A 23932-nucleotide genomic window follows, 5' to 3' on the forward strand; every position below is an offset into this window, starting at 1 on the left:
AGTTCACTATTTAGATTTGCCATTAGTTTTATAGCCATAATTGGCCTCCAAACATTATGCTAATTTATTAATCTTTAGATAAATTCTCCATCATCTTTACCCATATACGTTGCGTTTCAATAAATTCTTCATAATGTTTTTTCACATTATTATTGTATTTCTCCAGTTCAGCCAAAATGTTTATAAACTCTTGCAGTCCAAAATAAGTGCATATTCCAGGTAGAACTTCTTTAAGTTGTTGGCGTATTTTTTCAATTTTTTCCTCATAACAATGCTGCTGTGTTATATAAAGTAATAATGGTTTGTATCGAATCCACCCAATACAGGCATTGTAAAAACGCCGGACAATTTGTTCATTATCAGCTTTGATAAACTTTAACCGGATTGGCAGCACCCCTTCTAAAAGATGATTGTAGGTAGAGAAGCCATCATGGAATGTATAACAGGGCACTTTCAAAACCTTTCTTTCACTTAAGCAAGTACTTAGGAAAGTATCCTCTCCTCTAGCTCCTGGAGGGTTGTAGAAAGGAAAGACCCGATGCGGATCGGTAAGATTGATGCCTAGGTTCCCGCCAGAAATAAATTTAGCATGATTGACTTCCTGAACCTCTTTTGTTTTATTGCTAACTAATATGGTCGTATCCGCATATGTCACTCCGCCATTGTTCATCACTGTCTTGATGTTATCCCAGTTTAGAATGTCGTTACTTATAGCCTCAATAAATGAACGAAAGTCTGTCTCTGTCATCGTATCATTGTATTCCACAAATGGTATTGGTGATATATAACCGCAGTGATATCCATGAGTTAAGTCCGCTTGTCCAATGTTTTTAATATGGGTTGAAAGAACATGCTGACCTCCCCAGACAGCATTCTTTTGAGTATTGGTAACCGCCACTGGGTATTCATCGTCATCTAAAAAAATCAAATAATCCATATCATTCTTTATGGCGCTGTAAAGCACAGCGTTACGCTGAGAGGCATAGCCTTTTCCAAAAATTTTCCCCGCTTCTGTATGATTGATAATATTTTCTTTAATCAGATTTTCTATTTCTTCGTTTATATCTCTCTTCCCAATATATATAGCACCGTCAATATTCTCGGCTAGTTCCGGGTGCATGTTGATGTAATCTTTTTTATTAGTTTTATTATAAGTAAGATCATACGCTACAAAAATATTTAATAAGATTTTATTGTTATCCACCAGACCAGATTCTTTCCAATTATGAATGTAACTTCTCAGTACCTTTTGAAAACTCTTTCTGCCGGTTGCAAAACCAATTCCTATTTTTAGACATTTTCCCTTATACAAAATTACACCTCCTTTTGTTCCAAAACAAATACTGGTTATTAATTTATCTACTATTTTTTATCCCAACATTTTGCCCATATAATCATAACAACTTTTTACTCTTGGCAAAATCTAAGGATACAGCTTCCTCCATAGTGTATATACCCTTTTCTTTCCCCATCAACCATTTCGCTGCGTATATAGCCCCATGTCCAAAAGCCGACCTACTGATAGATTCATGAGTAATTCAAATGGTTTGATGAGGCAACCCGAATATCACTTCGTGTTTACCGACGATGCCCCCTACTCTCATGGAGTTCACATGTTGTTGTTTATCGAGACCTAGATCTTCAGCAATTCTTAACGCTGTTCCCGATACGTCTTTTTTTTCACGGAAATGTTCTTCGATTATTTCTATATCGGCGTTGGGCGCAATAATTTGAAGCACTTTAGAAGCCTCAATCAAGAAATTAATGCCTAAAGTTATGTTTGGAGAATATAATACTGCGGTTTTTTTACCTAGTTCATACAATTTATGCAGATGTTCCTCGTCGTATCTGGATATAGCAGAAACAATCCGAGTTCCCTGAGAAGCTGCTTGATAGTAGTAATCTACTGCACTAACTGCGGCAAAATCAATGATCACATCTACTTCATGAGATATATAAAAAGTATCAGGGTCAATACTTGCTATGGAATAAAACTTTCCTTCGTCATGATTGAATCCTAACAAGTAACTTGCATAATCGCCTTCGTTAGCCAGCGATTTTCTCATTACCCATTTTAATTCGCACATTTCATCCTTTATGATTTCCTGAGCAACTATAGCTCCTGTCTTGCCAAAGCCAAATAAACCAACGCTAATTTTCATTTAGCATCAAATCCTTGTTGATTGTTTTTATATATTTAAGTGAGAAATAAATTAATTCATAAAACCTCGACCCCAATAAAACACTTTTAAATTGTTCGTTTTCAAGTCTTTTACGCATTATTTTTTTAATGCCTTTACCCAAATATTCATATCCTCATAGCCGCCAGAAATATTGCAGTTGTTGATAAGTCTACCTCGATATATATATCCCAGTTTGCTTAAAGACTTATTTATTCCGAGATTTTTAGCCCTAGAAAGGCTATACGCTGTAACAAAGCCATTACGTTTCAAGTGCGTTTCCAGTTGGAATATCAATTCGCTTAATATATTTCTGCCTCTATATTTAGGATTAGTAGCACAATCAGTTATCTCAGCATTCATGTGTTGTTTGTCCAGATCCGCCGAAGCAATACTGATAATTTTCCTTTCTTCTTCCGCCACCATAAACAAAACATGATCCCGCATGACTTTTTGAAGATACTCTCTGCTAAAAATTGGTGTTGGATAGGTTTCAAATACCGCTTGAAAAAGCTGAATCATCTGGGGAATATCGTCCGGCACGGCCTGCCTCATTGTATAATTTTTATTCTTAGTCAGCTCAAATCTATTGGTATTCTTAACGCAATAGTCAATAATTCTGTTTTCTTTCTCCTCATAGAGTGAATTTTCGCGTCTTTTGTCAAGAAAAAGCGACATACAAGTTGCATCCTCTCCCTGAAAAAAACCGTCGATAACCCCCTCTGCTACAAACCCGCATTCCTCAAAGATATTTATCTGATGTTTATGACAATTCACGATAATTTTACCCAGGTTTTCTTTTTTGGCATAATCAATAATCTCTTTGATTATCAACTCAGACAGAAGAGAATGACTCAATATTTTAAGCCTTTTATTGCGATAATCTACGTATATGTCTATATCTGAAATATTTATATATTGATTCTTGAAGTTATCTTGATCTGTATTCATGAAACCCCTCCCTCTTGTTGAGTCTTACGTTTGTGCTTGGGATCAAACATACTTGTTCACCTCTGTATAACTTTTCTAATCCACGGTATTCTTTATTCTTGAATTTACCGCATGTGCCGCATTTTTGGCACTGGTGCGTTTTATCCTCAGGCTCGGTATACGTACAAATTACACCTTCAAAATTTCTAAGAATGACCTTTTCCGGAGAATATGAAATCAAATATTGCGGATTAACCGGGATCTTACCACCGCCCCCCGGCGCATCCACAACAAACTGTGGAATAGCTAGACCCGAGGTATGTCCCCGCAGCATTTCTATGATTTCTATCCCCACGGAAACCGAAGTTCTGAAATGCTCTATTCCTTCTGAAAGGTCACACTGATAAAGGTAATATGGTCTGATTCTGGATCTAACCAGGTTTTGCACCAAATCGCGCATAATATAGGGGCAATCATTAATACCTTTTAAAAGCACTGACTGGTTGCCAAGAGGTATTCCGGCATCAGCCAATTTTCCGCATGCTTCCCTGGCCTCAGCTGTCAGTTCTTTGGGGTGGTTAAAGTGCGTATTCAGCCAAATAGGATGGTATTTTTTCAGCATTGTGCAGAGCTTATCAGTGATTCTCTGAGGCATGACGACAGGTGTTCTAGTACCTATACGAATTATCTCCACATGTTTAATTTCCCGAATTGATTTTATAATAGCTTCCAGCTTGTCATCAGCGAGACACAATGGATCCCCGCCCGACAAAAGCACATCCCTGACTTCTTTATGCGCTTTAATATAATTGATTGCCCGTTTGATATTATCCAGGGAAAGCGCCTTATCCTCCTGATCGGCAAATCGTCTTCTGGTACAGTGACGACAGTACATTGAACACTGATCAGTAATAAGCAACAGTACGCGATCGGGATATCTGTGAGTAAGGCCGGGAACCGGCGCGTCGGCTGTTTCATGCAGCGGATCACTACTGTCAAATTTGGAGATTTTGGTTTCATGAATCGTTGGAATAGCTTGTCTTCTTGCCGGGCAATGTTCGTCATTTGGATCCATAAGTGTAGAATAGTAGGGCGTTATTGCCATACGTAATTTTTTTAGACTTACCGCCACTCCCTGACGCTCATCTTGGGTAAGGTTGACTACTTGTTCCAATTGATCAATCCTTGTAATTCTGCTGGAAATCTGCCACTTCCAGTCCTGCCATTGTTCTTCCGTTACATTTTTATACAAGGGTATATCCCTAAAATTTCTTTGCATATTATTTAATTCCCCCTTCAGATTCTCATTGAAGATTGTCATCCTCAATATTTGTGGTATATAAAACAAAAAGCTACAGAGAAGTATCTGCAGCGTATGCCAAAATATATACCTTAACTAAAGGTGTAATTAAGCATATCAATCACCTTCTCTTCCAACGCTTACGAGATTAGCTGACGGATTCGGGTCGAAAGAGCTTAACCCTACCAAAGCAACCGCTTTGAATTCACCCCTATTGTTTGGGTCTCCCGTTCCTAACGGATTCAGCGTATAAATATATTCAGTTGTTGTTGTCTTAAAAAGAATAAATAAAGGTGGATAGCTATACCAACATTTGGTAGCCTCCCACCCCAGAGCCCGCTTCTCTTGAAAATGGTAATAACCATTCCAACCGAAACTAACCTTATAAAATTCTTTAATTAAGTTAATAATTAAGCTTTCTTTTATAAGATAACATTAAGCTACCCACATGTCAATTTAAACTGTTAATATTTGGTTGATAGAATTGTAGAACAGAAAGCTATCTGGCATAGCAAGCAGATGATTTTCCCTTGATATTATAACCTAAACAACCACTGATACATTTCTTTTCGTCCCAGAACCTGCATCCATGGCATTGCTTAAACGGAGGACTGCTATATCTTTTACTGTCAATTTCAAGCAGAAAAAAATCGTTGACATCTTGAACGGTATTAAAATCTTTAATATTTACCCTTAGATAATCTTCAAAAACGAAACATCGAGCGACGCTCAAGTCAGGCCTTATATCCATAACCGGCGAACATATTCCCTTGTGAATAAGATCGAAACCTGAGTAAATGAAATTCACAAGCTGCTCATTGGAAAAAATACACTTGGGCGGATTATTGCAATCAACATGAGGAGAAATCCCGTTTCTATGGCAATCATCTAAGAAGTCAACTAATGCAGGAACAAAACTCGCGTAATGTTCGAGACTGCCATTCCGATTGTTATCTGAGGGCACAGTAATACTATACCGGATGGTCTTTAATTTTAGTCTTTTGCTTTGCTCAATAATATATTGATATTTAAAATTTGGCTCGAAGATATTAATGCCGAGCGTAACTTGAGGTTCGATATTCTTTCTGCGATATTCGAATACCAGGTTTTCTACATTGTCTATTGTCTTATTATATAGATGCTCGCCGATTACATCGGATCCATTAAGATTAATCAAAAATGAAACCTTGTTATCCACAATGGATCGGCTCAAGGCATTATCTAAAGCGATGGCATTGGTGAAAATCTGGATTCTCCGGAAAAATGGATCATCTATTCCTTGATTCACCCACTTTTCAAAGTTCGGATGCAATGTCGGTTCCCCCCCGAGCAGCCTTAAATCAATATGCGCCGACTTCTTAAAGAAATTGATTATATATCCATAATTGTCATCGGAAATATCGACCTTGTTCTTCGGATCACAATTTGCAAAGCAATATGAACAATTTAAGTTGCAGTAATTATTTAACATAATATTCATAGTAACCTCCATTCAGCCGCGCCGCTGGCGGCACAAATAAAAATGAAAAAGGAGAAAGAGATATCTTTATATAACATTCCGGACAGCAAAAAAATAGCATTGATGCTTTCATTTACCGGGTAATTACATTTTGAAAGTGCTTTACGTTTGTGATAGCAACAGCATTGCTTGATCCCGAACTATTGCTGGCAGTAACATAAAAAGTTATCGGCTGAACAGTTGTCCCGGCAGGGATCGTAAAATATCCCACCCACGTATTTCCTCCGGTATTTGTAAAGGGAATTACTGTTGAATTTAAAGTATTGGTCGCAGTAACGGAAGTGGTGGCCCCGGTAGTCGTCGCTGTAATCTGGATTGTGGTGTTTGGAAATGCGATGGCCTGTACACTTGCTACAACCGAGGGGGGCGGCGTCCAATTATTCCAATTGCTATAATTGCTGTAAGCGCCCCAATCACCATAGTTGCCATAGTTACTATAGTTACTGTAGTTGCTGTAATTCGAATAAGCAGTCCAATTCGAATATTGGCTCCATGTTTCGGTATGGTTTTCCCATTGCGTATGGTTTTCCCAAGCACCGGAATTAGAGTAGTTGGCGTTCCAATTTACATAATTGCCGTAAGTGTTGTTGTATACATCGGTATAAGCGCCATAATTTCCATAATTAGTCCATCCGGAGTTGGGCCAGGACCATTCCACCCAAGCGAAAGCTTTCTCGGGCTGCAAGGAAAAATTAAGGCCCAAAGCCTTGGAGTATTTGCCGTCTTTGGCTTTTGGCCGATCCGGATGATTGTTGTCAAGAACCAAGTCTTGAGTTATTGATGTATGAAGAATGCTTAGTGAAAGAAAGGCAAACAGCAATTTTTTCAATCTGGAAAACGTTCTTGCCATATCACCCACCTACTGCACAGGATAATGGACCTTCCTGCCCTTTCCCCGCAACATAATGCTCAATTTGTTCCGCTTTATGAAAACAATACTTGCATGTAGCCCCGCATTGGGCGGCGCATTGCGGCTTTTTTTCCATGAAATAATCTAGCTTTGGCAAAAACTCAAATATTTCCTTCATCTTCAGCGTCCCGTACTGATTGAAAACTTTATTCATAAAACGTGAATTGTAAGTATTATAGAATTCATTCAGCGCATATTCCGGATCGGTAGCGCCAAGCATATAGGCCTTTATCTTATTGACCAATTCCGGCTTAGGGTGATCCCTGCCAACCAGCTTGATGCTGCTAACCCCGACTTTCTCATAATAGGGGATTTCCCAAGGGTAAATAATCCGGTTCAGCACCATTTGAATCGCAGGACTTTTAAAGGTAATCTGATCGCAAATGAATTTAGGGAATTCCCGGAATAAAGCGCTGCATTTATGAATGTTTTCCTGCTTGCCAAACAAGGCATAATGAATATTCTTTGTCGGGCAACAAAAGATACAGCCCTCATCGGCCATCAATTCCAAGCCAACATCAGGCAGCAGTTTTTTAAATGATTCTATAAAAGCAAAATCCTTGTTGAGATCGGAAGCAGGAATGATATTGGAGAGCCCTAGATTTTCGCTCACATACTTCGCTTGGTTGATTGACCGGATATCCATCATCGTTGAAGCGTTTACTGCCAACCCGCTGAATTCCTCTTTCAAAAAGTCGGCAAGAAGCTGGCTCCCAACCGTAATGCTTCGCACCCCGATATCCGCCAAATGCTCGACAAACTGCTTCAGTTGGGGAATATTTGATTCAAAGTCATACAGGGAAATAGTTGAGATATTATTCATCAGATAAATGAAGGCCATCCCGTTATCGGAAAGCTCTTTTATATAAGGCCTTAAATCTTCCAGTGTCCGGATTTTGCCGCTGTCTTCCTGCAAATTAACCGACCGGCCATGTTCATGCCCTGATTTGGCGTAGGATGTAACAGGCAGACTGTTATATACGGAGCGGATCTTATACTTCGCCTTATCCTGGCTGTTAAGTTTTATTAATTCCTGAATATACCCATAGTCATACAATAAAGGAACTGAATAGTACAGTTCCCGCGGCTGGTTTGGGGGTTGGAATTTTTGTTTTTTCTTAAAGATATTGATCATAATATCAACCTCTCTTAAATAACGAGAAACTCCTTCAGCTTGTTTTCAGCGTGAGCAGGAGTTTCGATCCGTTTAATCGATTCTTCTAAAATATTTTTCATCATCTTGGCACTTCTGAATTGATGCCTGAATAAAAAGTTCAAGAATCTCGGGTTATATTTCGGCATATCGTCAAAATCAATTTCATTAATAACTCTTATAATATGGCTAATTACGTGCCGGTGCGTGTAGCAATTTTCAGGCTCCGGCTTATTCATGGTCAAATCGTACTGGATGTTGTCATTGTAGCAGCCGCTATGGCAGCAGTAGAAATAATCACAATTGCCGCAATGCCGCAGCATCCGCCGGGTCCCCTCGTACCATCTCTTATGGTTGGGATGATTTAAGATATCTTGAACCGATTCCATCTCAAAAATATTCCCGAAAGACACGGCAGCGCTCTCCGGCCAGTCCCGGCCGCAATGATAAATCGTACCGTCCGGTTGGGTTGAAAACCAGTAATCCTTTCCGGCGCAGTCCGTAAAAGCGCAGGAACCTCCAGCATCCAAGGCGGCCATGAGATATCGCTCGCACAGATCCGAATCAGCCGGTCTGTAAGTGTCTAAGATCCAATAGTCAAAGAATTTGCAGATTTCCTCGGCAACCGTTTTCCCGTCCAGGGTATAGGAATTCATATTTTTATGGGCCGCAAAGATGAGGTTCATCTTGCAGCCCAGGCCTAAGCGTTTAAAGTATTCGTAATCGTCAATCATTTGGTGGATATTATCTTTCGTAATGATCATGATGGCGCCGCCCAAGACCTCGTTTTTATCCGCTATGGCAATGGACTGCATCAACCTGTCGGTATTTTTCCGGGTCAAATAGTTTGTTAAGCCATCGAAACTGAAGCCCGGCCGGATGTTCCACTTCCTTAACACAGCGGCGTTTTCATCGTCGATAAGCGTCAAGTTGGATTGCATGCAAATATTGGCTTTCTTAAATTGCTGCTTGATCAGAGTGTTTGCCTCATCATAGAATTCTTTCCCGATCAGCAAAGGCTCCCCGCCGTGCCATATCCAGGTGCCGACATTGACGTCTTTGAACACTTTTAAAATCTGCCTGACCACTTCCAGCGTGACTTTGTTCCCTTCTACGTCAAGATCCTTGCGAAACATCACGTCGTAACAATACGGGCAATGCAGGTTGCAGGCATGCGTCGTTTTTACTATTAAGGTTGTTTTATCGGGATAAGTAATATTTTCCGCCGCGGCCATCTTTTTGAAATCGATATCGCCCTCAAAATACTCCTTATGCCTTTTTATTTGTTTGAGAGACATGGAGAACATCAAGTTTTTATTGCCGGCAATAACGTCGAGAATCTCCCCGGAACCCATGCCGGGCATAATTTCCTGGTAAACTGAGCTGCGCAGTTCCCTTTCGTATTTGTTGTTGAATTTACGGAACTGCTGCAATTCATCTTTGGCTATCAAATTCATAAGCATACCCCCTACATCTTCAGCTGGGTGTTTTCTTCGGAATCGACCTTCCAAACCCCGTTTACCTGCAGCAAAATAATTCTTTCCTCATATTTGCTTACCCAATAGTTGCCGCCGTTTTGTGCTGCATTGATGACGATGGTCAACTTCAGGAAAGCCCCTTCCTGATTATTTAGTTGGGGGATTTGATTAAAACTTATATCGTCAAGGCATAAAGACTTCACTTGTCTGGTATCCTTGTTTTTGATACTTTCAGATTTAAAATTCGGAAAAAAGTTGTCCAACGAATTTTGGAAATTCGCCGTCGTATAACTGCTTCCCGGCATTTGCGACATTGCTTCAAGCTTCTTATAATCGGTGGATTTGAATTCTACCAGCCACCGGGCGGCCACTTCGTAAGCGGCTTTCTCTCTGTCTGCTTTTGCAGCATTATTTTGGACATCAACCTGACGCCCCAAGCTATACAAAGATAACCCGGAATTGGCGGGAGGCTTCGGCTCCGGCTCTGGCTCTGGCTTGCTTGGTTGAGCCGGCTCAGTCTTTGGCTGGACTTTGGGCTCAGCACTGGGTTCAACTTTTGTTTCGGTTTTGACTTCCGGCTGCGGAGCTTGCTGAGGTTCAACCTCTTTAATCGGCTCAAGCTCTTTTTCCGGGCTTTGATTGTCTTTTTGAGTCTGGGTATCCTGCTGGACCGGAACATTTTGTACCGGATCAGTCTTTTTGGAACTGCATCCAAAAAGAATCAAGGACAAAACAAGAAGCAGAATAGAAAATGTTTTAACTCTTAACTTTAACATGGTCGTATCCTCCTTTCGGGCCTACCGGAACATCCTCATCGCCTATTTTGATATAGGTTTGGGAAAGTGTTTTTTTCTCCGACGGGTCAGCAGTTCTGCGACGCTCGTCCATATTCATCTCCATTTCCTCCAGTTGAGACAATATGGCTAGCCTGATAAATCGTTCCTTACTCATCCCAATTGAAGCGCTAAATCCTTCCGTTCTTTGATTTAAGTTATCTGAAACCTCTAGTTCCCATTTAAACATATCCATATCTCCTCTTCAATTATGCTCTTAGATATTCATGATTTCATAGATTTTCATTAGTTGTTACAACTTGATCGCCTCCCCACAAGTTGAACCAAAGAAATAGTGGTCCAGATGATTGAGGATCCTCCCAAAAAACTGGTCCACTTTCAATGTTAGAAATCGTTCTTATTTGCCTAAGAATCGGCAATTGTAATCTTTGTGGTAGATCTATCTTACTTATATCATAATGACTACATCACCCCTTGATCTTTTCTAGCCCGTTTTCTATAGATGCATTTGAATAAAAATAGTATCACTTGATATGTCATAGTTTACGCCAACAAGCAGGAAGATAATAAAAACTGAGTAGGGTTGCACTGGTATTTAAGAAGGTAGGAGCAAAGTATAACGAAACATTTGACGTATTTACTACCCGTTTTCTTCATATTACAATATATATATAAGAATTTAAGGGAGGTAGGAAAACGGAAATGGAAATGGAGCAATTAATTAATCAAGTTGTATTACAGTATTTTCAAAATAAGGGTGTTCAAGAAAAATTTCTGGATTATCTGAACCGGCATGATGTTGTTAGTCGGGAGATATTTTCATATCTTGGCAAGGATTACTCAAATATTGGAGACAGTCTCTTATTCCCACCTATTCCCAAAAAAGTATTCCTTCGTAGAATTCCATTCTACTTCTATAAGCCAGACATAAGCGCAGATAGAGTAGGTTGCTTGTCCCAATATATTAACAGTTTTTATATTAACAATAGGAATGAAGAATCCTATCGCGACAAAATTGAAGTTTTTTATGAAGCGCTTGAAAAGTTATTATACGATTATAAAATTCCGGTTAGTGAGATCTTTGAATACCCCATTATTCAAAGTGGCCGCATCGAACAAGCAGACCTGCTTTTACAATGGGTGCATTATCTTGAGTTAGCACAAAAATACGATATAGAGGACCTAATTCCGCAACACTTTTTTATTTCCTATAATAGTCTGCTCGAAAAGGAAAAACTGCCCCCAGTCATTTTTGATTTAAAGGAAATGTATATCGGGGAATACGTGGGCAGAACGAAAAATATTTTCCGGATGGAAGGTACATTCCCTTGCGATGAAAAGGGAAGACCGATTATGCGATGGATAGGTGTTGATGTTAGAAACGCCACTCGCATATGGGCAGAGGTCAATGAAAAGCATAAGGGATATCTGTTTGTTGAAGCAAATCCTAAAACATTAATCCGAGGTCGGAATTGTTGGGGACCAAATGATGATGGTTCCGACGCTTGGTACGAGCTATATGCCGGTCCTCAACTGATGGAGTTTGATTTTGAGGCACTGAAAGACATAAGAAAGAGAGAGGGCTTAACACAGCAACAGATCGCTGATTGGATTGGTGCATCACTAAGAACATATCAAAAATGGGAAAGCGGAGACACGAATCCAGACTGTTACTACTTACTCAGATTAATGAACGTTCTGGATATTAGACAAGTATCGGAATTGACGAAAATAGTTGATGTTGATTGACTCATATTGTACCATTATTTGTAAAGCTACTTGCATTAGAAAGAAAGGTCATTTTTATATGAAATCAGTTTTAATTGGCAATGGAATCAATATCCAATTTGGCGGTAAGGCCTATTGCAATGACTTCATCTTAATGAGGATCATGTTCAACGCCAAAGCGAATAAATATAATCCATTGTTTGACGGCCTACTTTCAGGTGAAGGTATTGAGAGCATCTTCAGAGCTTTCGTAGATATTGCAAACAAAGCTCGAAACGGTGATTATGATAGAATCGGCAATTCTGATGACCGGAAAGCCATTGCGGATTTTAAGGACAGATATACCGTTCCCATCACGAAATATTATGAGATTATGCTTGAGGACTGGTTTCTGCTGATCCGGTTGTTCTTTATTGCGAATGCCGACATAAAAGATCAGTGGCAGTCAGCAAAGCAAGGATTTGAGCGTATAATCCTTGATGGAATCTATAATGATGGGATGCTTACTGACGTCCATCAAAATATGAACAAAAAGGTAAAGCGTTTTTTTGCTGGATTCGATAATATTTTTTCTCTTAATTATGATTGCAACCTCGAAGCGTTAACAGGTAGGAATGTGCTTCATCTACACGGCAACTATTCTGTCCCCGCTGACAGTGAAAACCCCGATACTGTCGAAGGGTATATGCGCCAGCAGGCAGGGCAGCTGGTTGTCATTGACGAGTTCCGGCATTGCTTTTGTAATGCGCTGCTGGATTATAGCGGCGAACTCAAAATTAAACGAGCTTTATATGTCAAGAAAGGTACCACCGAAATGAATCGCTGGCTTGAGCTATCAAGACGCGACGAAGCGGAATTTAAAAAGCAAACCGCACTTCTGAGGGCAAAGGACGAATATGCTTTCCAGTTCGTTAACACGTACGTTCAGAACCCTAATCTGAAGGTAGGCACGGATTTACCATTTTGAAGCGCTCTCAAAGTTAGAGGGAGAACTGCATATCATAGGGCTGTCCCCAAACAATGACAGCCATATATTCAGGTGCATAAACGAAAGCAAGTTGGAGAAAGTCTGGTTTTACTATTTTTCCGAAACAAATAAAGACATCCCTGTCGCCAAACCCTATGAACCATTGTTCGTCAAGGATTTATGGAAATCGTTAGACGCTGAAAAGAAAATATACAATAACTCCTATCCCATACCGGATAACCCCGAAGTGGATAAGTTTATCGAGGTGTTCAATGCGTTGTCGTTTGACCCAATTCCCAAGAAGAAAATTATTGACGAAGTAAACTCTATCCCACAGTTTGAAGCGACCCGGCTATGTACAATGGTAAGAAAAAAGATGGAAGAGCAAAAAAGCCGTGGAAATCCCAAAAACGAAAAAGAGCTGGAACGGGACATCTTAGAGATCGGCAGTATAGGGTTGCGTGAAGGGGTTTTGCCTGCCGCCCTGTTAATGCTGTATATAATGAATTATAAGAATTAGGGTAAAAATCACCAAGCGAGCGGGGGTAAATTAATGTGCGAAGTTAATGTTAGTGATGATTTTGGTATATGCCAGTTTGGTAACTATGCTTTGTTTAACCCTGAAAATATTAGCAGCCTCTCAAAGAAAATTATTGATATATCTAAACCATTTACAAAATTGCTCCCTGTTTTGAAGGAAATAAAAAACATGTATATTGTCTCTTGTTTTCAAAAGAGTGATGAGATAACCAATGCAATTGAATTAATCCGCCTATGCCGTAATAACCATACCTTTATTACGGTTATTACCCCAAAAGCCTCATTAAGAGGTCAATTGGCAGTTAATCAAATTAAAAATGAAGCGGACATTTTTTTGATTCTTGAAAATGAATATTGGGAAGATGAGAAAATAGTTGACCCAGTATCGTATGCAATTTCGTTTTTGGTTGAAGCATTTGATGAAGTAATAATAAGCAAAGATCACGTGCCGTCGTATGATGGCCCACTTTATGCATTTTCTAAATCTGGAACAGCGGAAATAATAACATTTAAAGTTCTAAAAAGTGAATATGAAAAAGAAAATTATGAGATTGCTGACGAAATAAAAGAAAAACTATCTGGAAAGCGTTTAGCCTTATTAAATATAAAGTCATGTGATGATGTGCGTGTATGGCCTAAGGAGGTAATAACTAAGGCTGTTAAACGCGCTTCTGGAAATATGCTTTATGCTTCTTGGTGTTCTTTATTTGGTCAAAGCATTGGTAAAAGAACATGGGTAACAGTTATTGTTTCAGATTTAGATAATAAGGATAATAGCTATAATGGCCCCAAAAATAGGACTTTTTTTCAAGGTGGACACTTATGATAACAAAACCTTCATTTCTTTCCTTATAGGAATACTCGTAAAAAATAATTTTAATATTTAAACAATAATGAAGTAACTATATAGCATAAAGAGATCAAAGTGGCACCGCCACCGGGAAAAAATCTGCTTTTTACGCCATTAGCAAAGAAATTGTTATTTTCTCCGATAGCGATCAAAACAAGTGAATCTGTTTTTATATCATTAATAGTTTGGGTTAAGCCTTTAACCCGTACAGTTTGAAAAAAGAAATAAAAGAAAGCTGAAAACATGAAGAGAGCTGAATTAAAGAAGAAGGCTCCGGGTGTTAAAAACAGGCTCAGAGCCAATAACAATTTAACATCACCTCCCCTCATCGCCCCGTGGGAATAGACGAATAAGAGAATTAAGAAAAGGAAAAAGAAAGAAACGCCATAGCTTACGGAATATGTTTTGGCGTATATGACATAAATTATCCCGAGAATAAACCCGGGTATTGTCACCCAATTATATATTTTCCGCTTCTGCCAATCCGTCAGAACACAAATTGACAGCATCACTAAAGGTATCAGCAATGCTAAATAATTGACCATACATTTAATCATTCCTTACATTCAAATTATGGTGAGATTTTTAAAGCAGCGTCTTTCCCTATTTTAATTGTCCAATAAGGGGTTGGATTTACGATTTGGGTAAGGCCTCGCCTTACTCTGACTTCGATATAAACCACATAGGACGGCTCAGTGATAGCGTGATTGTCAATCGGGCTTACTGCCGGCAAAACATCAGAATTATAGGTTTTATAATAAAGCGTTGCTTTATTGACATAAATAACCGGCGAGCCCGGTAGCGGATTGAGGTTATTGTCTAAAGATAAATTTTTCTTTACCATTTCTAAAAAAACAACATCCGCTTGCGCTGGGTCTATAGCTAAAATACCTTGATTTAATTTGGCCTGGTCGGTTTGCTGGCTGGCTGCTAAAGCGGCAAATTTTACACTGTCCGTTATTCCCCGTTTTATGTTTATGGCGTGGTAGTAATCCGTCCCCCAGCCAATAAGGGCAAGAGAAATGCCCAAAAAAATCAGCAGTTCAATTAAAGATGAACCCCGATCGTCTTTTATTATTTTATATAGCTTCTTCATAAACACCTCATTTAAGGCAAATATTGACTCATGATCGTTTTGGTTACCGTAACCGTCTCCGATTTAGAAACCGGGTGTCCGCTTGACCAATCGGTAAATTTCCGGGGTCCGGTTATGGAAATTGTTATATATTGTCCGTAAGTAACGCGGCTAGCATCACTGCCCGATCCGGTAACCACAAATAAACCGGTATCGACGCCGGTGTGTTTCAGCTGATCTTTCATCAGATTTCGGACCTCTGTCGTAGTTCCTCCGACAACGGCAGCCCTTTCCAACCCGAGATTCACGGCGTTAACCATGGATCCCTGCAAGTTATTAAGGAAAAACATCGATATGAATGTGAAGAATATCGCCATCCATAATGCAAAGACAATTAAGAATTCAATCAAGGTAGATCCGCGTTCATTATCAGGGTTTTTCATTAGTTTTTTTGTAAATTCAGCATAATTTTAAGCGGATAGCATACGTCTGAACATATACTATCCGCCATCTCCCTTCCTCCTCACGGTGAGGAATATTTTCATTAAGGAGTGGTGATATTAGTTATACTGGTATTCATATCCGTCAATTTGCCGCGGATTGTAACAAACAACACCGATACGGCTGCAACCGTAGCCAGAACACCGCCGAAGATCCAAATAATATTTTGAACAAGATCTCCGCCTTCATCTTTGTAAAGGTTTTTTAGAAAATTTCCCATAAAAAAATAACCCCCCCTTCTTAATTAAGTTTGCTCATTCCGGCTGAGTCATTTGCTATTTTGGCTGTTATTGTATTGTAAAGAATCACAGCAATGCCTATTGTTGCCAGAATACCACCAAACAGCAAAACAATATTTTGAACAAGATCCCCCCTTTCATCATGCAACAATGTTGCCAGATAGCGGACAATTTTTTTCACATATTGCTACCTCCCTACATTATTTGACCAAGGCTTTGATTAGCCTGGTATAGCAGCGGGACAAGAATGATTACCGGGATCATAATAAAAGGAATTGCGGTTAATGCTTCGACAAGCATTTTTTTGTTTTTATACCGCCTTATTTCTTTTAATCCCTCAATATATTCAATATCCCGGGACCGGCTTGCCATATACGCAACCATATTAGAACTATCAATGGTGATAGATTGCATTAGAATATCCGCTAAGTTTTTCAATTCATCGATATCCGTTTCTTTACTCAATTTAGCAAGTGCCGGTTTTGGCCCTGTTATGGACATATCCTGCAGGAGTCTTTCTAAGTGAGGCCGTAATTTATTTGTCGCGAATAAAGCCCCGCGAATAGAATCGGCTATGGTTTGCCCCGCTTTTCTTAAATCAACAATATAGGTCATGATTTCCGACAACTCATTGATGAGAGCATTTTTGTACTGGTTGTAAAAATACGCAAGAATGGCTGTGGGCGCTATGGTCCCCACAAAAAAGCCTACGCAGATTAACCCTATTGCCATCAGCAAGTCTTTTGTGGAAAAACCCGCAAAGCCAAAAAGAATGGCGAATATGAATGGGGATAATTTTTTAAAAATCATATATTCCGCATATCCCATCGGCATTGTTCCAGGCTGTCTGAGTATTTCCAGCATGTAAGCCGAACGGTCATGCCTTCGGGTTTTGCTTAATAATTTAGAGATATATTTTGCTGTCTTTTTGCGAAGTTTTTCTAAAGGAGTCTCCTGAGCTTGTCTATAAGAAAGCTTGGTAGTGCCAAGAGAATTTATTCTCTTGAACTCCTTGCGGTTAGTCTTAATAAAAAACGCTGCTATAAGCAGCATCAACCCCAGTGATAATCCTATAGAACAAATCAAGCGTATACTCATACTTACCTAATCCTCCATTGATAAAAATTTCAGCAACAGCGCAGCCTCAATTAAGACAGAAATAATGATGGCATTCGTATAAAGGTGCCCAAATGAAGATTGTTTTACCAGGGCCAATGAATCCGGCCAAAAAAGACTTACGCCTAGATACGTAAGAATCATTACCAGCGTAAAAGCCACAGCTTTGGAGATTAGCGGATTAAGATCCTCTTTAATTGATTGCGCCCTGTTTTTTCTTGATCTGATTTTGTCCGTAAGCCTGTATAAAAGCTCTTCTGTGTTGCCCCCTGCCATCCTCGAAGAAACGATAACGTTGTAAAAATCCCTGAAAGACTGCAGTTTCAAAATTATAGATATTTTATATACAACCGCATCGAATTCTTCCCCATTATTCACCCTGGACTGGATTCGGCTAAACAATGAGCGCATTTGAGAAGGCATGGCAGCGATTGAATCCCAGGTTGCAGCTTCAAGATTATTACGGACAATATAATTGTTTAAGATAAGACTGAAAGTGTTCAATGCCTGTTTATTCAGCCTTCTTCGCGTACTGTGATAGATTAGATTTATCATTACCCAAGGAATTAGTAAGCCTATAACCGTAAAAATAATAGTGCCGAGAACATTATGGGTTACGATTACAGCCCCCGGATTCTGATAGGTTGGATTCGGAATTTTTCCCGAAAGGATCACTATTGACAGGAGAAAAGCAATAAAACAAAACCCTATACTAATAAAAAGAAGAGCTTTTAAGCTCAACTTCAAATTTGTAATATAGATTCTTTGATTGTAATATCTTGCGAAATTACTTATCCTGTTGTTATTTTTAACTTTGTCTTGCAAATAGTTTATCCTTTTATTTATGAAACCAGATATTTGCTTCTTTTCTTTTTTCCCGAGAAACCATACAATTACAGACAATAAAAGCCCAATGCTTATTCCATAACAAAGAACAAGCGTCATACCAACCACCTCTTAACATCACTGGCATTTTTTCTGCCTTTGGCAATAAGACGATAAGCAAGTTTTTTGCTTATGGGGTTAAAGATCATTTTCCCGTCGCTATCTCTTTTAAAAATATCTTTAATAACAATATTACACTCCGAATCCAGATCTAATTCAGCGACTTGGGTAATTTCAATTTTTCTATCCACTATCCCTAACTGGATAATAATATCCACTGCCGTGACGATTTCTGTGTTAATTACCTTGTCACTGACATTGGAGATAGATTGAACCTTGGTTCTTAATTCCTGACAGCATGATTCAGCGTCATAGGTATGAATTGAGGCCATTGTATTGGCGTGACCGGATCGCATGGCCCTAAGCGTATACATTGCCTCAATCGGAAAACGGATTTCACCAACCAAAATTACATCCGGGTCCATTCTCATAACCTGCGGGTAGATTTCCTCTACCCCTAAAGGATTGTATTTTGTGTCGCGTTCAAGCATTTCAACTACCTCAAGACCAGGGTAGTATTTTACCAGCTGCAGCTCCGGGCCATTTTCGATAGTTATTATCCGCAAACCGCTTTCGGGATCGCCCGGATCGTTTTCATCCGGAATAAGATCTTGAAAAATTGAGGCCAAGGTACGAATCAAAGTTGTTTTTCCGGTGTGAGTCCCGCCGCTGACTATGATTGTAGCCCCCGCTCTTACAACATCCCGAATAAAATCAACCTGTCGATAAGAATGTTCTTTGCTTGGAATACTTTTGATCACGTCACGCTCTTTATTTAGAGAATTTAGAGATCTGCTTTTTTCAGCTATTTTTAACGTCCCGATCTTTTCAAGTTCTTCCAAGGAAAAGTTTTTATCCCTAAATCTCCGGATATTTAATGTAATTCCGTGGCTAGGGACTATCGAGCTTTTATTAATTACAACCCTGCTTCGATCCGGAAGCCAAGCATTATCCACCATAGGGCTGCCCTCATTAGCTTCTGAGTGGCAGGTGAGCAATATGCGTTCTGTTATTTTTTCAAGATGAGCCAGATCTGTAAACTTAATATCCTTTGCTAAATACCTGATTCCATTCTTTTTATACGTGATTTGATACGGACCATTTACGCATATTTCTGTTATCTCAGCATCAAGAAGAAGGTCATGGATAACATCATACCCAATGATGTATTTATATACCTCCCAAGCAATTTCATCGATACTCATATCGGGTACATCTAGTTTCTCATGACGAATAATATCTTTTATAACATTGCGGATTTGTTCTTGACATTCACCTACCCCATAAATAGCATCGTTAAGCAATTTAGGGTGGTTTTCAGTTAATATTGTCTGAATAATACTTGTTGTTTGATATAGATGATTTTTGCTTTCTGTGTCATACGCTTTTTGTTCAACAGCTTTAACTGAACTGATTCTCATTTAAATATCCTCCAATTCGAATCCCGCAATATACGTCGTTTTTTTACGGCTTTAGTTAAATGAAGCCGCAGCAGAATATTTTCAATTGCTTTATCAAATTTACCGTATTTTAATAAGGGAACCAGCGAGACAGTGGAGTTATCATAATTCACCTTGGAAACGCCCGGTACTGTTCCAAGCAGGGGCAGCGAAAGATTGCCCTCAATTTTATTTTTCGTGTACACTGCTTTATTGGAATATTGGTTGATGATTAATTGGAATTTATTCATATCCATATTTCGGGCATGTAAATTATTAAGCCATTTAGCAGTGTTCTCAATCGTGTTTCTGTTCTGGTCTACAACGACCAACACATCTGTTGCTGTTTTCAGCGCTGCGTCGGTGGAAATAAGCAGCGTATCGCTTTGGACGTCAATAAAAAGAATATCTACGAGATCGAATAACTCGTATATTATTGTACGGGTTTGAATATCTCCCAGCTTATCAATTAATTGGGGGTTTTTAATTAATCCCGTCCAACATAATAAATTTGGAAGGTTCTTCGTTATGTGGGCGTTTTCCTTAAGCAAATCGTGATAAGAATAATTATCCTGCCAGGACTTAAGGATATATTCAATTGAGCTTTCTTTATCTTCCAGATCTAAAAATAAGTGGAGGCAGGGCGTTATTAGCGAAAAATCCAACAACCCTATTTTTAAGTTTGTTTCCTTTGCCAGTTTCCGGGCCAAATTGCATGCAAGCGTCGACTTTCCTACACTGCAGACACTCCATAAGGCGATTATTTTCTTCGCCTGCTCATTAACCGCTTTATTTTCATCAACCATAAGATTTCCTCCAATAACTCTTACTTTTGAAGCTGAAGCAATGAAACAATAAAATCTTTGCCAATATTCATCTGTGAATTTTCGATAACATCGTTTATATTGTATAGATTCTTGGCATTCTTATCGCGCTGCCCCAACGAAATAGTTCCCATTGTTTCGGCCTGTTTTATTACTAAAAACTGTTTAGGAGTAACCTTTGCAATAATTTCTACCGGGATACCGGTTGTTTGTTCACTGCCTGATAAACTCACAACAGATGATGAACCATTCAAATACGGGATATCTGCAGAAGATAATATCCTGCCCGATGAATCAGCAGTCGCTTCAATAAATAAATCAGTGACAATATATCCGGCAAGCGATAAATTACCCGTTTGTTTTGGGTCAAGAGTTAAAACAAGGTCAACGGTTTGTCCGTATTTAGCAAGGCCGGCAATGGATCCGTTGTAATCTGTTTTGAAGGCGATTAATCTCGAATTTTCAACCTCCGCCTTTGTGTTTTGTTCTATTTTATCCAACCGCACCGGATCGCCTTCTTTTAAAGGCCAATTCAGAGACTTGTTTGCTACCTGGTTGATACTTGCTGCAACTCCCGAAGGCACACTTTCCCTTGGAACACTCTTAACTTTCAATTGCTGTGCCCTTATTACGGTATCTTCAGGAATATTTGTGGCGGCATAAACCACAGGAATTAAACCCTTTGCATTATCCATATAAAAATAAAGGCCTATGCCGCTCCCAAAAGCGATAACCAAACCTAAGATAAAAAAAACTTTTCTCAAAAAAAACACTCCTCAATTTATTATTTTAGAAACCGGGAAATAAAATTTCAGGTTTTCCGAGGAAGTAACCTTGTCCATAGTGAGAACCATTTATCCTTGCCGCCCGCAATTGTTCATGGTTTTCTATGCCTTCAACAATTACCTTGGTATTCAGTCTTGTCGCATGTCCAACAAAAGCCATTACCAAACTGTCACGGCTTGCAACATTCTTTGATTGAATAAGACTTTTATCAAGCTTAATATATTCAGGCTCAACAAGGCACAAAGATTCCAATGTAGCCGAGCCGGTACCAAAATCATCTAAAGCCAAAATAAAACCTAAGTCTCTTAGGACATTTAAAGACGGAAAGCAAATTCTATCCGATTCAGTTATTTCCAATACTACATTTTGACCTTTTAAACATTCCCAAAAATAAGGATCGGGCAAGCTTGGATGAACGTTAATAAACGTCTTTTTTTTTGTGCTTTTTCCGATCCGGCATATTTCCGCCAAAATTAAAGTTTCCAATTCCAGCACTAAATTTTTTTTGGCAGCCTCTAAAAAAACTTTGTCAGGCCTAAAATTTTCCCATCGGGCTAAAGCTTCAAAGCCGAATACCTTCATTTTCTGTAAATCCCAAATTGGCTGAAAAGCTATTTCTGTTTTTAATCTTCCGGACAAAATATTGTCCAGAAAACAGGATGAGCTTTTTGATTGGCTATTCGTGATAATCACCTGCCGTTACTTTCAAGATGGAGACAGCTATTCAAAAAACTTAGGTCTGCCAATCGTATAGAAGCCTGATGAACTTGAGCCGGAAACACTGGTTACCGCTACATTGTTTTCTCCGGCATTGCAATTGGCAATCAACAGATCTCCGTTTTGCTTACCTACAACTATGCCTACATGGCTTAAATTGGAATAAAACGCCAGATCTCCCGGCTGTGCCTGATTCCAACTTACCGCAGTACAGGCAGTATACTGACTGGAGGTACCAAATCCGATTCTATCCGCGACATCTGAATTTTCCGTAGCATTAGCAAACACCCATGCCACATAGCCCGAGCAGTCCAATCCGAAAGGCCGTACTGTTCCGGTGGTAGGACTTCCCTCGGCTGTTACCTTGGTAAGTGTTCCCCACCGGCTGTCCCAGCCGATAATTGTGGATTTGCCGCCCCAAAAATAGTTTACTTTGCCGAGAAGGGAATAAGCAGCCAGCACAGTATTTTTCCGTTGTTCATCCAAATCTTCCGGCAGGTTTTGCGTAATAACCGCGATTTCCTGCGGGGAAAGGGTAATATCCATATAGCTGCCGATAAGCCTCATAAATAGCTGCTGGTATTTGTCCTGCATAAGCTCGTTCAACATTCCCACTTGCTGCGGATTGAAATGGTATTCGACGATTATGTTCGAATAAAATTTAGAGGTGACATGAATATGCAAGACTGTCTCGGTGCTGGTAACCGTTTCTTCGCTTGTGTTGCCGTCCTTATCCGTGGTGATTGCCGTTCCCTCATGCTCAATTGTTTCCAGCCAGTAGTCGATTTTGTTCATATCCCAAAAAATATTCCGCAGGATCCCAACTTTTGTGTCGTCAAGGGTGGCAACTTCAATGCCGTTTTCCGGATCAGAGGCCACTTTTACCGCGTAAACCGCCAGGATGTCCCGCCAGTTACTGACCATATTGCTACTATCGTTGTTGGATAAATCCAGCGTGTCATGCGGGTTTTCCTTCTCTATCTGATCAAGTTTTGTCGCAAATTCTCCGTTCAGCTGGCTAACGGCCTCTGTCATAACCGGCGTATTCTTACCGGTGTCTTCATTGGAAAAGAAAACCCCGAAAACTGACTCTGACATGAGCCCTACCAGGCATACCAGCAGGATGATAACAACCGCTGCCCAGCCGCCTGCGGCAATCATTGCAAGCAGGCTCTTCAACGCCGCAATGATTGTTTTAATTGTGATCTGCATTGCTTTTACCGCCGCTTTTGCTGAGACAGCCGCCACTCTTGTTGCCGCCTGCGTAGCCCTTTTAGCGGTTTGGGCGGTCTTAACGGTGTTTTGGGCTGCTGACCGTGAGATCTTAATGGCTGTCTTAGCACTGCGTTCGATGGTCTTAACTCTTCTTTGCGCCGTTTTTACCGTGCCTTTAGCCGCTTGCTTTACGGTTATACTACTCTCTCTGGCAGATTGTTTGATCCTGCGTCCTGTTTGGCCGTGAATTTTACCGCCCTGCAATGCTGCTTTTTCTGCGGACTGAAAAACTGAATTTTGGAAGGTCTGTGCAGCTTTTCTTTCAGCCGCTTGCTTCGCCGTTAAAGTTGCTTTGCCCTGAACATATCTCTGTTTTGATTTTGGGACTTTAGCGCCGGGATAGGAGGTATGCCCCGACTGATCCCCGCGAGTAATAGTGTTAGAAGTACCCGTCCCGCCTGCCCGCCGTTCCTTGATTTCCCACACCGCGTTTTTACCGTGTTCTCCCACAGTTAGCGCTTTTTGAGCAACTGTTTCCGTACCGTCTTTTACTCCACTCACTGCCTTATCCACATAGTTACTGTCTTCGTTATGCCCATTTTGCTCCGTCTGCTCCTTTGTACGGATATAGGCGTTTTTCATCCTATGAGATACATCCGAAGCCTTATCCAGTACCTTAATATCTCTGATAACAGATTTTGTCCTTATTTCTCTCATCAACCCACA

25 protein-coding genes, 1 pseudogene, 1 riboswitch and 1 other annotated feature are annotated in these 23932 nt (G+C 39.8%); of the genes and pseudogenes, 4 read left to right on the forward strand and 22 right to left on the reverse strand.

The window, feature by feature from the left end; all coding sequences use genetic code 11:
• Positions 1–67: 67 nt before the first annotated feature.
• The 10 genes and pseudogenes from DEHRE_RS00235 to DEHRE_RS00280 all read right to left on the reverse strand — a co-directional run bounded on the left by DEHRE_RS00235 (position 68) and on the right by DEHRE_RS00280 (position 10493).
• Entirely contained in the window at positions 68–1312 is a 1245-nt protein-coding gene (locus DEHRE_RS00235; protein WP_025204888.1) for a hypothetical protein, read from the reverse strand.
• 82 nt (positions 1313–1394) lie between these two features.
• Positions 1395–2162: pseudogene (locus DEHRE_RS00240) on the reverse strand (4-hydroxy-tetrahydrodipicolinate reductase).
• Between the two features lie 117 nt (positions 2163–2279).
• The gene (gene ablB, locus DEHRE_RS00245) at positions 2280–3131 is read right to left on the reverse strand and encodes a putative beta-lysine N-acetyltransferase (protein ID WP_025204889.1); all 852 of its coding nucleotides are present in this window, start codon (positions 3129–3131) and stop codon (positions 2280–2282) included.
• Positions 3112–4389: a lysine 2,3-aminomutase gene (kamA, locus tag DEHRE_RS00250; RefSeq protein ID WP_025204890.1), complete on the reverse strand. Its 1278-nt coding sequence runs from the start codon at positions 4387–4389 to the stop codon at positions 3112–3114. The genes ablB and kamA overlap by 20 nt, the downstream gene beginning before the upstream one ends.
• 142 nt (positions 4390–4531) lie before the next feature.
• Positions 4532–4668, reverse strand: a riboswitch (cyclic di-AMP (ydaO/yuaA leader).
• A gap of 60 nt (positions 4669–4728) precedes the next feature.
• Positions 4729–4782 (reverse strand) — a sequence feature (sodium ion sensor (DUF1646 type); this cis-regulatory element may regulate processes involved in with the transportation of sodium ions).
• A gap of 127 nt (positions 4783–4909) precedes the next feature.
• Positions 4910–5890, reverse strand: coding sequence for a radical SAM protein (locus DEHRE_RS00255; RefSeq protein ID WP_025204891.1), 981 nt, complete (start codon positions 5888–5890; stop codon positions 4910–4912).
• A 112-nt stretch (positions 5891–6002) separates the two neighbouring features.
• A complete protein-coding gene (locus tag DEHRE_RS00260; RefSeq protein ID WP_025204892.1) occupies positions 6003–6779 on the reverse strand; it encodes a hypothetical protein in 777 nt (258 codons plus the stop codon).
• Between the two features lies 1 nt (position 6780).
• A complete protein-coding gene (locus DEHRE_RS00265) occupies positions 6781–7974 on the reverse strand; it encodes a U32 family peptidase (protein ID WP_025204893.1) in 1194 nt (397 codons plus the stop codon).
• Positions 7975–7988: 14 nt separating this feature from the next.
• The gene (locus DEHRE_RS00270) at positions 7989–9449 is read right to left on the reverse strand and encodes a radical SAM/SPASM domain-containing protein (RefSeq protein ID WP_025204894.1); all 1461 of its coding nucleotides are present in this window, start codon (positions 9447–9449) and stop codon (positions 7989–7991) included.
• An 11-nt stretch (positions 9450–9460) separates the two neighbouring features.
• The gene (locus DEHRE_RS00275) at positions 9461–10246 is read right to left on the reverse strand and encodes a hypothetical protein (RefSeq protein ID WP_025204895.1); all 786 of its coding nucleotides are present in this window, start codon (positions 10244–10246) and stop codon (positions 9461–9463) included.
• Positions 10227–10493 carry a hypothetical protein gene (locus DEHRE_RS00280; protein WP_025204896.1) on the reverse strand — a complete coding sequence of 89 codons (267 nt, stop codon included), beginning with the start codon at positions 10491–10493 and terminating at the stop codon, positions 10227–10229. Before DEHRE_RS00280 ends, DEHRE_RS00275 begins: the two co-directional genes overlap by 20 nt.
• A gap of 473 nt (positions 10494–10966) precedes the next feature.
• On the opposite strand from DEHRE_RS00280, the gene DEHRE_RS00285 reads away from it, so the two are divergent.
• The 4 genes from DEHRE_RS00285 to DEHRE_RS15105 all read left to right on the forward strand — a co-directional run bounded on the left by DEHRE_RS00285 (position 10967) and on the right by DEHRE_RS15105 (position 14325).
• Positions 10967–12013 (forward strand): helix-turn-helix domain-containing protein, encoded by a 1047-nt coding sequence (locus DEHRE_RS00285; RefSeq protein WP_025204897.1) that lies wholly within the window; start codon positions 10967–10969, stop codon positions 12011–12013.
• A 58-nt stretch (positions 12014–12071) separates the two neighbouring features.
• On the forward strand, positions 12072–12959 hold the full coding sequence (locus tag DEHRE_RS15095) for a hypothetical protein (protein ID WP_242836988.1): 888 nt from the start codon (positions 12072–12074) through the stop codon (positions 12957–12959).
• A gap of 91 nt (positions 12960–13050) precedes the next feature.
• The gene (locus DEHRE_RS15100; RefSeq protein WP_242836990.1) at positions 13051–13479 is read left to right on the forward strand and encodes a hypothetical protein; all 429 of its coding nucleotides are present in this window, start codon (positions 13051–13053) and stop codon (positions 13477–13479) included.
• A gap of 33 nt (positions 13480–13512) precedes the next feature.
• The gene (locus tag DEHRE_RS15105) at positions 13513–14325 is read left to right on the forward strand and encodes a hypothetical protein (protein ID WP_025204898.1); all 813 of its coding nucleotides are present in this window, start codon (positions 13513–13515) and stop codon (positions 14323–14325) included.
• 50 nt (positions 14326–14375) lie between these two features.
• On the opposite strand, the gene DEHRE_RS14225 is transcribed toward DEHRE_RS15105, so the two are convergent.
• From DEHRE_RS14225 to DEHRE_RS00355, 12 genes are all read right to left on the reverse strand, one after another.
• Positions 14376–14906: a prepilin peptidase gene (locus DEHRE_RS14225; RefSeq protein WP_345787579.1), complete on the reverse strand. Its 531-nt coding sequence runs from the start codon at positions 14904–14906 to the stop codon at positions 14376–14378.
• A 14-nt stretch (positions 14907–14920) separates the two neighbouring features.
• On the reverse strand, positions 14921–15445 hold the full coding sequence (locus DEHRE_RS00310; RefSeq protein WP_025204899.1) for a TadE/TadG family type IV pilus assembly protein: 525 nt from the start codon (positions 15443–15445) through the stop codon (positions 14921–14923).
• Between the two features lie 11 nt (positions 15446–15456).
• A complete protein-coding gene (locus tag DEHRE_RS00315) occupies positions 15457–15867 on the reverse strand; it encodes a TadE/TadG family type IV pilus assembly protein (protein WP_242836991.1) in 411 nt (136 codons plus the stop codon).
• Positions 15868–15968: 101 nt separating this feature from the next.
• On the reverse strand, positions 15969–16145 hold the full coding sequence (locus DEHRE_RS14935; protein WP_015042108.1) for a hypothetical protein: 177 nt from the start codon (positions 16143–16145) through the stop codon (positions 15969–15971).
• Positions 16146–16165: 20 nt separating this feature from the next.
• The gene (locus DEHRE_RS00320; protein WP_025204900.1) at positions 16166–16345 is read right to left on the reverse strand and encodes a hypothetical protein; all 180 of its coding nucleotides are present in this window, start codon (positions 16343–16345) and stop codon (positions 16166–16168) included.
• Between the two features lie 14 nt (positions 16346–16359).
• Positions 16360–17262, reverse strand: coding sequence for a hypothetical protein (locus DEHRE_RS00325; RefSeq protein ID WP_025204901.1), 903 nt, complete (start codon positions 17260–17262; stop codon positions 16360–16362).
• 6 nt (positions 17263–17268) lie between these two features.
• Entirely contained in the window at positions 17269–17835 is a 567-nt protein-coding gene (locus DEHRE_RS15110; RefSeq protein WP_242836993.1) for a type II secretion system F family protein, read from the reverse strand.
• 386 nt (positions 17836–18221) lie between these two features.
• Complete coding sequence (locus DEHRE_RS00335) at positions 18222–19646, reverse strand: ATPase, T2SS/T4P/T4SS family (RefSeq protein WP_025204903.1); 1425 nt, start codon at positions 19644–19646, stop codon at positions 18222–18224.
• Positions 19643–20470: a CpaE/TadZ family protein gene (locus tag DEHRE_RS00340; protein WP_025204904.1), complete on the reverse strand. Its 828-nt coding sequence runs from the start codon at positions 20468–20470 to the stop codon at positions 19643–19645. The genes DEHRE_RS00335 and DEHRE_RS00340 overlap by 4 nt, the downstream gene beginning before the upstream one ends.
• A gap of 20 nt (positions 20471–20490) precedes the next feature.
• Positions 20491–21252, reverse strand: coding sequence for an SAF domain-containing protein (locus DEHRE_RS00345; RefSeq protein WP_025204905.1), 762 nt, complete (start codon positions 21250–21252; stop codon positions 20491–20493).
• A gap of 25 nt (positions 21253–21277) precedes the next feature.
• Positions 21278–21913 carry an EAL domain-containing protein gene (locus DEHRE_RS00350; RefSeq protein WP_242836995.1) on the reverse strand — a complete coding sequence of 212 codons (636 nt, stop codon included), beginning with the start codon at positions 21911–21913 and terminating at the stop codon, positions 21278–21280.
• Between the two features lie 81 nt (positions 21914–21994).
• Entirely contained in the window at positions 21995–23923 is a 1929-nt protein-coding gene (locus DEHRE_RS00355; protein WP_025204907.1) for a C40 family peptidase, read from the reverse strand.
• Positions 23924–23932: the final 9 nt, after the last annotated feature.

The sequence above is a fragment of the Dehalobacter restrictus DSM 9455 genome, assembly GCF_000512895.1.
GTDB lineage: Bacteria > Bacillota > Desulfitobacteriia > Desulfitobacteriales > Syntrophobotulaceae > Dehalobacter > Dehalobacter restrictus.

Bases quoted from the DNA above. Each gene is read 5' to 3' on its own strand.
- kamA (WP_025204890.1), bottom strand. From the start codon at position 4,389: ATGCAAAGAAATTTTAGGGATATACCCTTGTATAAAAATGTAACGGAA.
- DEHRE_RS15110 (WP_242836993.1), bottom strand. From the start codon at position 17,835: ATGATAAATCTAATCTATCACAGTACGCGAAGAAGGCTGAATAAACAG.
- DEHRE_RS00340 (WP_025204904.1), bottom strand. From the start codon at position 20,470: ATGGTTGATGAAAATAAAGCGGTTAATGAGCAGGCGAAGAAAATAATC.
- DEHRE_RS00270 (WP_025204894.1), bottom strand. From the start codon at position 9,449: ATGAATTTGATAGCCAAAGATGAATTGCAGCAGTTCCGTAAATTCAAC.
- DEHRE_RS00325 (WP_025204901.1), bottom strand. From the start codon at position 17,262: ATGAGTATACGCTTGATTTGTTCTATAGGATTATCACTGGGGTTGATG.
- DEHRE_RS00265 (WP_025204893.1), bottom strand. From the start codon at position 7,974: ATGATCAATATCTTTAAGAAAAAACAAAAATTCCAACCCCCAAACCAG.
- DEHRE_RS00275 (WP_025204895.1), bottom strand. From the start codon at position 10,246: ATGTTAAAGTTAAGAGTTAAAACATTTTCTATTCTGCTTCTTGTTTTG.
- DEHRE_RS00355 (WP_025204907.1), bottom strand. From the start codon at position 23,923: ATGAGAGAAATAAGGACAAAATCTGTTATCAGAGATATTAAGGTACTG.
- DEHRE_RS14935 (WP_015042108.1), bottom strand. From the start codon at position 16,145: ATGGGAAATTTTCTAAAAAACCTTTACAAAGATGAAGGCGGAGATCTT.
- DEHRE_RS00260 (WP_025204892.1), bottom strand. From the start codon at position 6,779: ATGGCAAGAACGTTTTCCAGATTGAAAAAATTGCTGTTTGCCTTTCTT.
- DEHRE_RS14225 (WP_345787579.1), bottom strand. From the start codon at position 14,906: ATGATTAAATGTATGGTCAATTATTTAGCATTGCTGATACCTTTAGTG.
- DEHRE_RS00315 (WP_242836991.1), bottom strand. From the start codon at position 15,867: ATGAAAAACCCTGATAATGAACGCGGATCTACCTTGATTGAATTCTTA.
- DEHRE_RS00285 (WP_025204897.1), top strand. From the start codon at position 10,967: ATGGAAATGGAGCAATTAATTAATCAAGTTGTATTACAGTATTTTCAA.
- DEHRE_RS15105 (WP_025204898.1), top strand. From the start codon at position 13,513: ATGTGCGAAGTTAATGTTAGTGATGATTTTGGTATATGCCAGTTTGGT.
- DEHRE_RS00310 (WP_025204899.1), bottom strand. From the start codon at position 15,445: ATGAAGAAGCTATATAAAATAATAAAAGACGATCGGGGTTCATCTTTA.
- DEHRE_RS00255 (WP_025204891.1), bottom strand. From the start codon at position 5,890: ATGAATATTATGTTAAATAATTACTGCAACTTAAATTGTTCATATTGC.
- DEHRE_RS00335 (WP_025204903.1), bottom strand. From the start codon at position 19,646: ATGAGAATCAGTTCAGTTAAAGCTGTTGAACAAAAAGCGTATGACACA.
- DEHRE_RS15095 (WP_242836988.1), top strand. From the start codon at position 12,072: ATGAAATCAGTTTTAATTGGCAATGGAATCAATATCCAATTTGGCGGT.
- DEHRE_RS00280 (WP_025204896.1), bottom strand. From the start codon at position 10,493: ATGTTTAAATGGGAACTAGAGGTTTCAGATAACTTAAATCAAAGAACG.
- ablB (WP_025204889.1), bottom strand. From the start codon at position 3,131: ATGAATACAGATCAAGATAACTTCAAGAATCAATATATAAATATTTCA.